General features: G+C 45.4%; 14 protein-coding genes. 3 read left to right on the top strand and 11 right to left on the bottom strand.

The annotated features are described in order from the left end of the window. Positions 1-10: 10 nt before the first annotated feature. On the bottom strand, positions 11-1,648 hold the full coding sequence (locus tag CH367_RS10365; RefSeq protein WP_100762444.1) for a PhoX family protein: 1,638 nt from the start codon (positions 1,646-1,648) through the stop codon (positions 11-13). 126 nt (positions 1,649-1,774) lie between these two features. Here CH367_RS10365 and CH367_RS10360 point away from each other — a divergent pair, with 126 nt between their 5' ends. After that, a complete protein-coding gene (locus CH367_RS10360; protein ID WP_100762443.1) occupies positions 1,775-2,272 on the top strand; it encodes a hypothetical protein in 498 nt (165 codons plus the stop codon). Here CH367_RS10360 and CH367_RS10355 read toward each other — a convergent pair. From CH367_RS10355 to CH367_RS10315, 9 genes are read right to left on the bottom strand one after another with little or no spacing between them, the layout of a single operon-like run. Further along, complete coding sequence (locus CH367_RS10355) at positions 2,253-2,801, bottom strand: hypothetical protein (protein WP_425268837.1); 549 nt, start codon at positions 2,799-2,801, stop codon at positions 2,253-2,255. The genes CH367_RS10360 and CH367_RS10355 overlap by 20 nt on opposite strands. Before the next feature lie 49 nt (positions 2,802-2,850). After that, positions 2,851-4,680 (bottom strand): molecular chaperone HtpG, encoded by a 1,830-nt coding sequence (gene htpG, locus CH367_RS10350; RefSeq protein ID WP_100762441.1) that lies wholly within the window; start codon positions 4,678-4,680, stop codon positions 2,851-2,853. Further along, entirely contained in the window at positions 4,677-6,341 is a 1,665-nt protein-coding gene (locus CH367_RS10345) for a BatD family protein (protein ID WP_425268828.1), read from the bottom strand. The genes htpG and CH367_RS10345 overlap by 4 nt, the downstream gene beginning before the upstream one ends. Then, positions 6,335-7,057, bottom strand: coding sequence for a TPR repeat-containing protein BatC (gene batC / locus CH367_RS10340; protein ID WP_100762440.1), 723 nt, complete (start codon positions 7,055-7,057; stop codon positions 6,335-6,337). Before batC ends, CH367_RS10345 begins: the two co-directional genes overlap by 7 nt. Continuing rightward, positions 7,054-8,097, bottom strand: coding sequence for a VWA domain-containing protein BatB (batB, locus tag CH367_RS10335; RefSeq protein WP_100762439.1), 1,044 nt, complete (start codon positions 8,095-8,097; stop codon positions 7,054-7,056). The genes batC and batB overlap by 4 nt, the downstream gene beginning before the upstream one ends. Further along, positions 8,094-9,032 carry a VWA domain-containing protein BatA gene (gene batA, locus CH367_RS10330; protein WP_100762438.1) on the bottom strand — a complete coding sequence of 313 codons (939 nt, stop codon included), beginning with the start codon at positions 9,030-9,032 and terminating at the stop codon, positions 8,094-8,096. Before batA ends, batB begins: the two co-directional genes overlap by 4 nt. Then, complete coding sequence (locus CH367_RS10325; RefSeq protein WP_100762437.1) at positions 9,029-9,916, bottom strand: LB_053 family protein; 888 nt, start codon at positions 9,914-9,916, stop codon at positions 9,029-9,031. Before CH367_RS10325 ends, batA begins: the two co-directional genes overlap by 4 nt. Further along, positions 9,913-10,743 carry a DUF58 domain-containing protein gene (locus tag CH367_RS10320; RefSeq protein WP_100762436.1) on the bottom strand — a complete coding sequence of 277 codons (831 nt, stop codon included), beginning with the start codon at positions 10,741-10,743 and terminating at the stop codon, positions 9,913-9,915. Before CH367_RS10320 ends, CH367_RS10325 begins: the two co-directional genes overlap by 4 nt. Positions 10,744-10,767: 24 nt before the next feature. Beyond that, on the bottom strand, positions 10,768-11,757 hold the full coding sequence (locus CH367_RS10315; protein WP_100762435.1) for an AAA family ATPase: 990 nt from the start codon (positions 11,755-11,757) through the stop codon (positions 10,768-10,770). A gap of 143 nt (positions 11,758-11,900) precedes the next feature. Between CH367_RS10315 and CH367_RS10310 the strand changes: the two genes are divergently transcribed. Continuing rightward, positions 11,901-12,182 (top strand): type II toxin-antitoxin system RelE/ParE family toxin, encoded by a 282-nt coding sequence (locus CH367_RS10310; protein ID WP_100762434.1) that lies wholly within the window; start codon positions 11,901-11,903, stop codon positions 12,180-12,182. 35 nt (positions 12,183-12,217) lie between these two features. Then, on the top strand, positions 12,218-12,514 hold the full coding sequence (locus CH367_RS10305; RefSeq protein WP_100762433.1) for a HigA family addiction module antitoxin: 297 nt from the start codon (positions 12,218-12,220) through the stop codon (positions 12,512-12,514). Positions 12,515-12,541: 27 nt separating this feature from the next. Here CH367_RS10305 and CH367_RS10300 read toward each other — a convergent pair whose 3' ends face one another. After that, on the bottom strand, positions 12,542-13,162 hold the full coding sequence (locus CH367_RS10300; protein ID WP_100762432.1) for an LIC20036 family protein: 621 nt from the start codon (positions 13,160-13,162) through the stop codon (positions 12,542-12,544). Positions 13,163-13,171: the final 9 nt, after the last annotated feature.

Here is a 13,171-nt window from a genome sequence, read left to right as displayed (position 1 = left end):
GCCGCAGACATCACTTTAGATAAATTGCAACTACTCCCGGCCTCGGCATGGAATTCCCTCCGTGCGGCCAATGGCTCGTCGGGTTTTGATAGTCCTTCGTATTCTCCCCCGGATGTTGAACCGAAAGAAACAATTCCCTTTGATCCGGAGTAAACCAAAGTCCCGTAAACTCCGCTCCCGTCGGCGAGGAACCGAATTGAAACGCCTTACCCGCGTCCTCTCCTTCCGTCGGAATCACGAACAAACCGTTATTGCCGAATTTCTTATATACGGATCTGTTTAAGTGTTTCTGAGAGATATCGGTGACCATCCATAGATTGCCGGACGAGTCGAAGGCCATGTTATCGGGAGAAGCGAAACCCGAACCCTTTCCGCCCGCGGCGAACACCTCGAAATCGAATTCAATTCCCGCGTGATCCCCCGATTTTTCCTGGATACGGAGAATCTGTCCGAATAAATTTCCGTGTTTGTCGTTGTTGGTCATTGCGATAAAAACGGTTCCGTCCAAAGGATGAATTTCTATATCCTCGGGACGATCCATAGGAGTCGCTCCACAAACTTTTGCGGCTTCCCTACAATAAACCAAAACATCGGCTTGGGTTTGAAAACGTCTATCACCGTTTTCTTTTTTAGCATTCTTTAATGTTTCGTTGGTTTCTAAATCCAGAGCAATCCAAATCCCGCGATCGAAATCCGCGGTGTAAAGAGTTCCCTCCTCCAAAAGTAAGGAATTTGCCGCGCCCGCGGAAGCGTCGTATGTATTCTTGGAAACGTATTTGTAAACGTATTCGTCTTTTGAATCGTCTCCCATATAAACCACGAGTTTGCCGGAAGGCGATAGAACCAAAGCCGCGTTTTCGTGTGCGAATCTTCCGAGTGCGGTGTGTTTTACCGGCATGGACTTCGGATCGAAAGGATCGACTTCGATCACCCAACCGTAATGAGTCTCGTGCGGAAGTTTACAAGGTTCGATGACCCATTCCACGTTTTCTTCGCAGGAAAGAACGGTGTTCCAAAACGTGACTCCGCCCGAACAATTGGCGAAGGTTCCGAAAACTCGGTTTGTGTTCGCCATCGCGGGACTTCCCGCCGCCGGACCCGTTAGACGAAATTCCGTAAGACCGTTGATCCTTCTTCCGTATTTAGAATCGGGGGACAAGGTCCATTCTCCGTTGTTCTTCGCGATTCGAATCACGGAACCGCCGAGAGAATACAGATATTGTTCGATCTGTTTGTCCGTTCTTGTGTTCGGTCCGGGTTTGAGAACGTCGTATCCGTTTACGTAATATTCCAAAGTTCCGAGGGTTTCGTGATTGTTCCAAAGAAGACCGGTGTCCTTCTTACTTGCAAAAGGAAGAAAACAATTGAAGTCGGAGTTATATCCGAACGTATCCCCTTGCGGATTGATTCTATCTCCGTAAAGAGCGATGGTGTTGTATTTATAACCGTTGGGAAGAATCACCGCGTCACTTTCGCTGGAAGAGATCGGTTGAAATTTCGGGAAAGAATTTTTTTTAGAAGGAACGGACGGTTCCAACTTTTGTTTTCCCGGTTTTGTCGAGCTAAGAAGAGCGCCCGACTTTGCGATCGCTAACGCGGCCGCGCCCTTCCCTAAGTATCGCAAGAATTGGGATCTGGAGAGATTCATACGTCGAACTTTTCAGGATTGAAAAACGTCGCCATCCTGAAATTCCGCATTTGATTCCATTTTATCTGGTTGTAATAATCGCAAGGATTGGAAAACTAACGGTTTAGAACCGGATCGTTCTTATACATGAATTCGTCATACACCACTCCGTTTTACAAGATCCTTTTAACGATCGGATTCGGTTCGATTCTTTTCTTTCTTCCTTTTTATCTCATCGTCTCCGGCGAAAACAAACATCTCGGTCAAGTCTATCAAAATCTAAGAGAACCGGGCCCGACCGTTTTCGGAACGCTCACGGAATCCGTGCGTGTGGAAAAATCGGGAAAGAGAGCCTATCTCGTTTCGTATCGTGTTCCGGACGAATCCGGAAAGTTATACGAAATCACGGAACAAGTGGACGAGAATCTTCACCAAAGACTTAGGGTGGGAGACAGTATCGAAGTGCGTCGATTGACCTTCGAGACGTTCGGCAAAACCAGAGTTTTGGCGAGAATCAAAAAGAATTCCCTCTTTATCAACGACTTCGACTTTCTGGAGATGTTCGCGATGGCGGGACTTTGTTTTTCCGGGCTTATACTGTCTGCGGGAATTTACTACTGGATCTTCAAGGGTCAGGTAGCTTGATAAAAAACGGATTTTCCTTTTGGAAGATCAACTGCACCTGATACGGTTCCATCACGTATCGAGAAGGATTCATCTCGTAGGATATATACAGAAAGTATTTGTCGTATATTACGATATACATATATTCCTGAAATCGAATGTGTTGCATTTGATTCCGAATTCCTCGCATCCAGATGGAATTCCCCTGAACCCTTTCGTAGCGAATGCTCGCCGCTTTGATCTGTTTGAGATATTCCTGAGTAACGGAAGGTTCTCTTCTTCTGAGTTCGAGTTTAAAGGAACGGATGAGGTTGTATTCTAACTTTGCCTTTTCGAGTGCGTCGATGTCCGGGATCGTACGGAAATAATATTCGTAGTATTCCTTATCGAGTGTGGCGGCGTCTTTTTTGTGAACGTCTCCATTCTCCTCCGGATTGGCCGGTTGAGAAACGGGGGCGGAAGTCGGCGTGGTTTGAGCGGTTAAAACGTTCGCCGAAGTTAGGAGTAGAATCAGAAAAAGTTTTGTCCGAAGTCGATCCATAAAACGCACAGTATATGTATCGGACCAACTTCGGAATTCCAAGTCTTTTTTCCGGTTTTTAGGAGGCGCTCAGTTCCTCTAAAGTCTCCGTGGTCCGCTTGAGATATTCCGAAAACTCGGCTTCCCCGAAAATCTTGGAGGATAAAAGGGCCATATCGTATACCGTACGGACCAACTTATCGGCCTTAGACGAACCTACCCCCGTCGACAAGGAAAGAATGTTCTTCACAAGAGACGATCTCGTGTTGATCACGAGGGTATGATTCTTGAGCAGATCCATAGGTTTCTGACCGCCCATCATGTTCATCTCGCTGAGCCTTCTCAATTGTTCGGGCAAAAGAACGACCGCGGGAACACCCTCCGCTTTGAGCGGTTCCGCCTTGATTTCCAAACCGTCTCGTTTTAAGGTCTTCTCGAACAGTTCACGCACACGATCGGACTCGGTTTTGTTATCGCCGTCGACGATTTGGGAAGAATTTTCCTGATCCACTACTCCGTCCGCGAGTTCGGAATCCACTCTCTGAAACTTCATGTCCGGATTTTTGGATTCGAGAAACTGAACAAAGTGAGAATCGATTCTTGTATCCACGAGGATCGCTTCGAGTCCTTGAGACTTTAGAAGATCCATATATACGGAAGAAGTCTCCGACTCGTTCGCGTAAAAGACCTTGCCGTTGTTCTTATCCTTGTTTTTATTCCAATAATCTTCGAGACGTACGATTGCACCGTTCGAAGTTTTGAAGAACACGAGATCTTTTGCCGCGTCGTAGAACTTGTCGTCCGTGAGCATTCCGTATTTTACGAAAATCGAAATTTCGTCCCAGTTTTTCGTGAAGTCCTCTTCGCTCTTTTTGAATTCTTCGTTCAGACGATCCGCGATTTTTTTTACGATATGCGAGGATATCTTCTTCACCAAAGGATCGCTTTGCAGATAAGAACGAGAAACGTTGAGAGGAAGATCGGGAATGTCGATCGTTCCTTTGAGAACGGTGAGAAATTTCGGAACCAGATCGTTCGCGTCGTCGCTTACGAACACGTGATTGCAATAGAGTTTGATACCGGATTGGTTTACGTCCAATTCGTGTTTGAGTTTAGGAAAATATAATATTCCTTGGAGACGAAACGGATAGTCCACGTTTAAGTGAACGTGAAAAAGAGGTTCGCCCGAAAACGGAAAAAGATAATTGTAAAACTCATCGTATTTCTCCTTGGTAACGGACGCGGGTGTTTCGGACCAAAGAGGAGTTTGTTTGTTGGCTTGTTCGTTTTTTACGAAGATCGCAACCGGTAAAAAGTCGCAGTATTTACGAATCAGTTCTTTCAGTTTCCACTGATCCAGATATTCTCCCGAATCTCCGTCGAGGAACAAAGTGATTTTGGTTCCTCTTGTAGATTTGTCCGAAGAACGTAAGGAGAATTCCGTACCGGATTCGCTTTCCCATACGACGCCGGTCGAACCTTTTTTATACGACTTGGTTTCGATGATCACCTTCGTGGAAACCATAAAGCAGGAATAAAAACCCAAACCGAAATGACCGATGATCTCGGGTTTTGCCCCTTCCCCTTGAAATTTTTTTACGAATTCTTCCGCACTGGAGAACGCGATCTGATTGATGTATTTCTGAACCTCATCGGAACTCATACCGATTCCGTTGTCTTCGATCGTAAGAGTTCTTTTTTCCTGATCGAATTCTAGATCGATTCTATAATCGGTGCCGCCTTCGAATTCTTCGGAGAATGCGATCTTTCTTAACTTTGTGATCGCGTCGCTTGCGTTGGATACGAGTTCTCGAATAAAGATATCTTTTTCGGAATAGAGCCATTTTTTGATGATTGGAAAAATATTCTCCGTCTCGACGGAAATTCTGCCTTTGATTTCTTCGCTCATAGATCTTCCTCTTTTCTATTTTTCAAAAGGCGGTTTGCCGCATTGATCAGATGTTTTCGATCTTGAAAATTTAACCGAACAGCAAGTTCCGCAAAACCGGATTCTCCCTTGGAGACTTGCACCAAAAAGGAAACGTCGGCTTCGGAAACCCCTTTTGCAAGCAGGGACTGCCTTAATACCAAGCCTCTTTTGGTTCCCACTCGCAGGTCAAGTTCTTTTAAAATGAGAATTCCCCAGATCGGAAATAGGATCGGAATCGATAAGATCGCGCCGAGTTCGGCGTCCGGTTTTCTCAAACGCAACCAAGTAAGAATCCCCACAAAGAAGAACAACAAACCCGCCGATGAAATCAATAAAACTTGAATATTCCATTCTTCCGAAATCGGACGGATCGAATTATTTTCCTGAGAACGTTTTTTGTTTCGAGTCGGAGGTAGAACGTTTACGGATGGAATTTCAAACGAAACGGTCTTATAACTTCCCGCGTCGGGATCGAAAAAAACGAAGTCCCGTCTTTCATCCTTCCAAACTCCGATCGAACGCATTCGAAATCCGTATTCGAATCTTGCGGTGGAATAAAAACCGTAACCCGAGTTCTCCAGTTCCGTGAATTTCCAAGTCCTCGCAGTGTCATACAACGTGATTCCGGAGGAACAATTCTTTTCATCGGCACAAACCGGAAGCGGTTCCTTCACCGAAGAAAGATTTCCTTCCCCCTCTATCGTCACGCTCACATACAAGGTATCGTCCGCTTCGATCGAACTCGGATCGTTTTTGATTCTGGCCCTCGCCTTAAACTTTCCGACCGCGCCGCTGAAGTTTCCCGCGAATTTAGGAAGTTCCTTTACCTGAATCTTATTCGGAGTTGTGGAAATCGTTTTCGCGTTAAAGTAGGATTGAAGTTGACCTTCGAGTGAAAACGTAGTTTTACCGAGATGATATTCTCCCGCGCGAAGCGGTATTAAAGAATAAATTTCCTTGTTATACACTGCGATATCGTAGATGTTTCCTTCGTATAAAACCTGATCGGGAATTTTCACGGCGACTCCCGTAAGAATCTCGCTTCTAAAATACGGAAACTGAATCGAGTCCGCGGGATTTCGATCGAAGTACGGTTTACGAACGTCCCTGTAATACAACGTAAAGTAACCGATGATGGGTTCGCCGATCCAAGCTTCCTTCTTACTCGTTTGAAAGATCACTTTTAAGTCCGCGGTTTCGGGAAGATCCTCTCCTTCAAACTGAAAGAATCGATCGAAGAAGGAACCTCCCCTACTCTTCGCGGTTTGTGATCTTGCAAGAACCTGAATCTGCAAAGGACCGGGAACGAATTTTTTTCCGTTCACTTCTATGCTGACCGGAGGAAGCGAAAACACTCCTTGTCGTATCGCCTTGATTCTGAATTTTAAAAGACGTTTTCTAAAAACTTGAAAGTTGATGATCGTGGTGTTCTCTTCCGAACCCGCGTAAAAAACGGTTACGTCCCCGTTGGAAACGGAATTTTGAGGAATGGAGAATTTGGCTCCGATGTCCATCTCGAAAACCGCATACGATTCTTCTCCGAGATGAAACATGTTTCGCGTAACGTAGAATTTTGTTTCCTCGGCAAAAATCGGAAACGTACAAACCAAAAAGGATAAAACCAAAATGTGCTTCACCAAAAAACCTCTCTGTCCCGGCTCTTTCTACTTTTTCTGCGCACCTTGTTCAGATCCAGGGAATCCATGATCCTTTTTGTTTCCTCATCGGTTAGACGATCTCTTGGGTTCTGAGAACCGTGTTCTTTACTATTCTTTTCTTGAGAATCTCCGTTCCCCGAAAACGTTCCGCTCCCGCTCTGCGGAGAATTGTTTTGCGGCTGAGAATTTTTCGAATTCTTGGGTTGATTTTGAGAACCGGAGTTCGCCGAACCCGAATTAGGCGGAGGTGTTCTTCTCAGATACTCCAGATTTTTTCTCGCTTCGGTAAGATTCGGATTGAGTTTTAGGGCTTTGATATATTCTTCCGCGGCTTTTTTACGGTCTCCCATACGCATATAACTGTTTCCCAGATTGAATCTGGATTTCCATTGAACCTCGGGAGAGGACGAGGGAGAATTTGCCGATTTTTCAAAATGTCGAATCGCCTTATCGACGTTACCCGATCTAAACTCTACGGAACCCCGATTGAATTCCAGTCTTGAATCCTCCGGAAAATAGGACTCGGCTTCCTGATACATTTTCAAGGATTCCGAATATTCTCCCTGATTGTAGTGTTCGAGACCCTCGCCGACCCGGTTTCCTCCCGGATCCAACTCTACTGCGTGGGCGGAACCCGCAAAACAGAAACACAGGAACATTAGAAGAGTCGAATATTTCAATGTACGAATTCGTTTCATGCGGCCGTTCCCGATTTCTTTTTTGAAAACAGAAAGTATTCCACGAAAATCCAATCCGCCAAAAGAAGAAGAACTGCTACGAACAGAAATTTTCCGGAACCTTCGGCGCGTTTCAGATCCTTCTTTCTCGAATACAAGTTCTCTTCCAAAGTAAGAATCTCCTTTTTAAGCGTTTCCGGATCGGGAGGATTTCCGTCCAAGGTATAAAAAGATCCGTCGTTCTTACTTGCAAGATTTCTTAAGAAGTTATGATTCATTTTGGAGTGTATGATCCCCGGCGAATTGAAGTTAGGCGTAAGAGTTCCGTCCTTCAAAAGAAATCCGCTGAGCCCCGAATCCTCGTCGTTGTATGCGATCGGTCCGCCTTCCGGTGTTCCCGCGGCCCATACTTGAAAATTCGCGGGAAACGAAATCGGCTCCGGATCGTTTTGATCCTCCCCGTCCGTAACCAAAATCAGAATCCGATTCCGAAAAATCTTTTCAGACTTGAGCAATTCGTCCGCTTTTAAAAAAGCCTTATTCAAATCCGTGCCCCGATCTCCCACCATGTCCACGTCCAAACCGCGAACGTAATCCGAAAACGCGGAGATGTCGGAGGTCATCGGACAGTATAAAAACGGACTGGCGGCGAACACGATCATACCGAATCGATTCCCGGAAAACCCGGGAAGCATACGCAATAGAATTTCCTTAAACCTCGCCAATCGATTGGGCTGACTGTCGATTGCTTGCATGGAAAGACTTACGTCCACAAGAAAGAGTATATCGACTCCCTTGAAAGATTCCTCCCTTTTTTCGTCCTTATAATCGGTTTTCAAACCGGAAAAGAACACGCAGGTCAAAACCGCAAAGATCAGAAGAACTCTCGCCAAAACGAGGCGCGTATTCGGAAAGGAAGAAACCCGTTCGAGACCGGGATAAAAGATTCTCCATTCCTTTATTTTATAAACTACGAATATTCTAAGAATGGAATATATTATCCAGACGACCGTCACGGCGAGGAATACGCTTTTCAGATACGAGGAAAATTCGTAGTTCATACGTAATACCTGAAAAAGAAAGAACGTAACATCAGATCCAACAGCAGAACCGCGAGCGCTCTGTAGAGCCAGATCTCGTATTCCGTTTCGCGGACTTCCTTGGGAGGAGCCTGCAAAGGATCTTTTTCAAGAGTGTCGATCGACGCAAGTACGGCCCTCATCTCTTCCGGATCTTCGGCGCGAAAGAATTGACCTCCCGTATTTGCGGAAAGCTCTTGAAGAATTTCGAAATTGATCTCGTAAGAACTGTCTTCCTTTCCGATTCCGATCGAATAAATCTTCGCGCCAATATGTTCCGCGAGATCGGTCGCCGTCACCGGATCGATCTTACCCGTATTGGAAACTCCATCGGTGATGAGAACGATCAACCTGGATCTCGCTTGAGAAGTTCTCAATCGATATGTGGAAAGAATGATCGCGTCGCCGATCGCGGTTCCTTGTTCCTCCACGGTTTCTTCTTCAATCGTTCCCAAAATTTCGTTGAGAGATTCTCGATCCCCCGTCAACGGAGCCTGCAGATAAGCCGCGCCCGCAAACACGACAAGACCGAGCCGATCGTTCTTTCTTTTTTCGATAAATCTGCGAAGAAGTTTTTTCGAAACACCCAGCCTTGTTTCCGGAAGAAAATCCCTGCTTCTCGACATGGAACCGGAAACGTCCAATGCGATCATGATATCGATTCCTTCTTTTTCATCGGGAAGGAATGTGGTTTTTTTACCCGGACCCGCGAGCGCGACAACGATCAAACTGATCGCGATCGGACGTAACAACGGAAGAAAGATTCCGAGATTTTCGAACTTAGAAAGGACCCCTTCCCTTCTACCGGGGAGGCGGACTTCCATTCTTCGTAAATACATTTTGTTTTTATAATATATGAGAGCCCAGATCCAAACCGGAGCCAGCAGAAAAAGAGCGTAAGGATATTCGAAATTCATTTTTTATCCCAGATCCCTTTCCAATGCGAGAATTTATCCTCTGCATCTTCCTTAGTAAGAAACGCCTCTCCCGGTCTGAATTTTTTTTCAGTAAGAAATTTCCGCCAGGATTGAAGCTCCTTTTCCTCGAACGGAAACTGATCGTATAAAAAACGGAACAATTCGACTTCCGTGAAAGCAGAAGTTTTTCTTCCCGAAAGATTCGCGGATTTTTCGCGGATATAACCGGACAACAAACGAGCGAAGTCCCGCGCGGGAATCGGTTCTTTTTTTAAAAGTTCATTCAATCGAATCTCAAAAACTTCGATTCGTTCCAAGGTCGGCTCGGCCTGAATGATGGCGTCTAACGGAGAATTTTCGGAAGAATAAATCCGATACGCGTAGATCCCGAAGGCAATCAACAAACCGCCGAGGATCAGAAATACGAGAAGTCTTCCCAAATAAGAACCCGAAAAAGTCATAGGAGGAATGATATCGGCCGGCCCGGTATCCGAATCCGGAATCGAAGAATCCACGAGCACTTTCTCTTTGGAAAATTCTTTTTTACCGTTCGAGTCGGTCCAGGAAACGGGAATCCAATATTCCCCCGTAACGTAATATGCGAAGTCGACCGTAAGCGAATTCTCCTTTTTTTCGGAATATAAAACCTCGAACCAGGGAAGATCCGGTGCGTTTTCCGAAAAATGAAATCCTACTTCGGGAAACTGAACGTCCTTCACATCGGCTCCGGTCCATTTGAGTTCGTAACGGATTTTTTCTCCGATCAAAGCCTTCTGCGGCGAAATCGATTCGACCGTTCCGGCGTTCAGATCCGCGACGAGCCCGAACCCAGCGTAGAATATTAGAATCCAAGAATACAATAAAATATGAATTCTCTTTTTCATTTTGAAAAATACCGGATCAGGCCCTTGGATTTCAAATCCTGTTCGGTCAGATCCAAAAGAGAGGACTGAAAAAAGGACCGTAAGGATCTGAGTTCGAATTCCGGAGAAAAACTTTTACCCAAAAGCCCTCCGGCTTTTTCCTCGGGGTCACGGGTATAAAAAAAGGACAACATAGATTTCGGAGGATCGATTTCAAGAGGATCCCTGAATCGAATCGCGTGCAGTGAATAATGTTTTTTCAAACCGGAATATTTTTTTAGATTCCGGATTCCGATGAAGTCGCTTAACAAAAATACTTCCGCGTGTCTATGAACTCGGTTTTTTAGATATTGAAACGGCAAAAGAGGATTTGAAGGACGCGACACGAGATCTCGCACGGAAATCTTTTTTAAAACGGGAAGTAGTTCGTCTCTTGATTTTAGAAAATCGGTTTCCCATTCGACCTTGTCGCAATAAAGAACGATCTTTGCACGATTCCCTTTTTGAACATAAAGAAGCGAAATAAGCGCGAGAACTTGAAACGCATTTTCGGCCCGCGAAAATTCTCCGGAACCCCATTCCATCGAAGAGGATATATCGTAAAACAGAATGGCCTGTCTTTCTTTCTCTTCGTAAAATTCTCGAACGTAAAGTTCTCCGAATCGGGAGGTTACATTCCAATCGATGAGACGAGTATCGTCTCCAAAACTGTAAAGACGAACGTCCTTAAAGTCGAGGCCTCTTCCCCGTTTGGGACTTTCCGCGCTTCCGGTCTTTTCCTTTAAAGAACGGGTCCTGCGTCCGAGCTCCAGGCTCGAGAGAATCGATAAAAATTCTTTGCGGATCATTCGAATCGTCCGGCAAACTCGCGTTTAAGGAACCGGAGTCGCCTCCACAACGGTTTGAATCAGGGATTCCACGTTCAATTCCTCGGAGATGGCTTCGAACGTAAGAAGAATTCTATGTCTTAGAATTTCCACGAGCGAAACCTTGACGTCTTCGGGAATGACATACGTTCTTCCGTTTAAAAGCGCATTCGCTTTAGAACTTTTTAATATACTCAAGGACGCCCGAGGAGAAGCTCCGTGACGGATATAAGGTATCAACTCGGGGATGGTTCTTTCTTCCGGTCTTGTATTACGAACCAAACGAACGATGTAGGACTTGATTTTCTCTTCGATGAATACGTCGTCCACCAAGGATGAAAGTTTTAGGATCTCTTTGGAGGTTACTACCTTTTTGATCTTTCCGTTTTCGGAGTTGAGTTTTCCGTGTTGATCGAGAATCGCGACTTCCTCTTCCAATGCGGGATAACTTACGTTGACTTTCATCAAAAACCGATCCATCTGCGCTTCGGGCAAAGGATACGTTCCGTCCTGATCGATCGGGTTCTGAGTTGCGATCACAAGAAAAGGTTTATCGAGTTTATACGTTTTATCTCCGATCGTGATCGTCTTCTCTTCCATACTTTCGAGAAGAGCGGATTGAACCTTTGCGGGCGCGCGATTGATTTCGTCCGCGAGTAGAACTCCGGTGAACACGGGCCCTTTTCTCGTTTCGAATTCCGTTGTTTTTGGATTGAATACGACTGTTCCGACGAGGTCGGCCGGTAAAAGATCGGGAGTGAATTGAATTCTTTTAAAGTCCAGATCGAGAGCGCCCGCGAGAGATCTTGCGAGCAAGGTTTTTGCAAGTCCGGGCATTCCTTCCAAAAGAACGTGACCCTGACATACGAGACAAACCAGGACGTTGCGAATGACTTCGTCTTGTCCCGTGATTTCTTTTCCCAATTCTTTTTTGAGAGTTTCCAGTTTGATTCTGGCAAACTCCACGTCTTCTGCGGAAAGCAGATCTTTTTCCATAGGGTAAGAATCGGACGACCTGCGATCCGATTCAAGCATTCTTCGAAAAGAGAAACGCTCCGAGCGCTTGTAGATTTAGGTTTTTTCTACATTCTCCCTTTTCTCCATTGACAATACTTACAAATTGTGTAAGCATTAATTCGTTGATCCAAAGTTTTAAAAACAAGGATACCGCAAAAATCTGGGAAGGTTTGTTCGTGAGATCGATCCCGAATCAGATTTCGGAAATCGCTCTTAGAAAACTGAGGATGATCCACAACTCTTCGAGCGTGGAAAATCTAAAATCTCCGCCGGGAAATAAACTCGAGATTCTCTCCGGAGACAGAAAGGGTCAATATAGCATTCGAATCAACGATCAATGGCGTATTTGTTTTCGTTGGAATGAGCAAGGAGAGCATGACGTGGAAATCGTGGATTATCACTGAAACCCTGAAAACACAAAACGTCATCAAGAAAGAACATGAAAAAATGGATTAAAAACCCTCACCCGGGCGACATTCTCAACGAAGAATTTCTCAAACCGCTGGGCTTAAGCGCGTATCAATTGTATAAGGATACCGGAATTCCGCAATCCCGCATCAGCGAAATCATTCACGGGAAAAGAAGCGTATCCGCGACATACGCGCTCAAGTTGGGAAAGTATTTCGATCTTCCCCCCAAGTTCTGGTTAGGTTTGCAAAACGACTACGATCTTATGCAGGCGGAAAGAAAAATTCAAAATCAACTTTCCAAGATCAAAAAACATTCCGTAGCCTGACTTTTCGCGCCGAGGTTCCGACCTAACTTAACGTTTCGCGTCCCAATTGCCCGAGCTATTGTTGCCTCGATACGTTCCGCTGATCGAACGTCCTTCCAAAACGCCCGAATATTTTTGGGAGAATGGGACGTTGCTACCGATCTCGGAACATTTCACGCCGACGCAGGAACGAACGAATTGAATCTGATTTCCTTTCGTAAAAATTCCTCCGAGCGATTCGGCTTTTCCTTTTCCCCAATTGGAGAACTTTAGAATTCCATAAAGTCTTCCGTTCTTCCCTCCGAAAAACTGGAGAGTGCCCTTGTGCGGACCGACGGTAAGTTGATACGTGCCCACAAAAAGTTTATCGTTTGCGGAAAGTTCGGCCGAGTCCGAAGGTTTTTCTTCGGCTAAGAATTCTATCTTCTCCACCAACTCCGTGGGGATCTCCTGATCCGGATCGGTGATCTTTACAAATTTACGATCCATAGAAACGAGAATACCTTGTGTAAAAGATCCGCTATACGTGACCTTCGCGGTTCTCCCGATGTCCGAACCGGGGCCGCAGTTTCTCAGAAGATAACCGATGATAAAAAACAAAATCGCGGTGGGAATAAAAATCGTAAGGTCGCGTTTCCAAAAGGATCGCGGAGAATTTTCAATGCTCATACGATATTA

Origin of the sequence: Leptospira barantonii, from assembly GCF_002811925.1 — a bacterium.
GTDB classification, from domain to species: domain Bacteria; phylum Spirochaetota; class Leptospiria; order Leptospirales; family Leptospiraceae; genus Leptospira; species Leptospira barantonii.
Note: the sequence above shows the minus strand (reverse complement) of the source record. Positions and strands in the feature narration are given on the sequence as shown.

What these genes read in the sequence shown, in the direction of transcription:
- CH367_RS10305 (WP_100762433.1), top strand. Translation starts at nt 12,218, where the DNA reads ATGAAAAAATGGATTAAAAACCCTCACCCGGGCGACATTCTCAACGAA.
- CH367_RS10315 (WP_100762435.1), bottom strand. Translation starts at nt 11,757, where the DNA reads ATGGAAAAAGATCTGCTTTCCGCAGAAGACGTGGAGTTTGCCAGAATC.
- CH367_RS10365 (WP_100762444.1), bottom strand. Translation starts at nt 1,648, where the DNA reads ATGAATCTCTCCAGATCCCAATTCTTGCGATACTTAGGGAAGGGCGCG.
- batA (WP_100762438.1), bottom strand. Translation starts at nt 9,032, where the DNA reads ATGAATTTCGAATATCCTTACGCTCTTTTTCTGCTGGCTCCGGTTTGG.
- htpG (WP_100762441.1), bottom strand. Translation starts at nt 4,680, where the DNA reads ATGAGCGAAGAAATCAAAGGCAGAATTTCCGTCGAGACGGAGAATATT.
- CH367_RS10325 (WP_100762437.1), bottom strand. Translation starts at nt 9,916, where the DNA reads ATGAAAAAGAGAATTCATATTTTATTGTATTCTTGGATTCTAATATTC.
- batB (WP_100762439.1), bottom strand. Translation starts at nt 8,097, where the DNA reads ATGAACTACGAATTTTCCTCGTATCTGAAAAGCGTATTCCTCGCCGTG.
- CH367_RS10360 (WP_100762443.1), top strand. Translation starts at nt 1,775, where the DNA reads ATGAATTCGTCATACACCACTCCGTTTTACAAGATCCTTTTAACGATC.
- batC (WP_100762440.1), bottom strand. Translation starts at nt 7,057, where the DNA reads ATGAAACGAATTCGTACATTGAAATATTCGACTCTTCTAATGTTCCTG.
- CH367_RS10320 (WP_100762436.1), bottom strand. Translation starts at nt 10,743, where the DNA reads ATGATCCGCAAAGAATTTTTATCGATTCTCTCGAGCCTGGAGCTCGGA.
- CH367_RS10300 (WP_100762432.1), bottom strand. Translation starts at nt 13,162, where the DNA reads ATGAGCATTGAAAATTCTCCGCGATCCTTTTGGAAACGCGACCTTACG.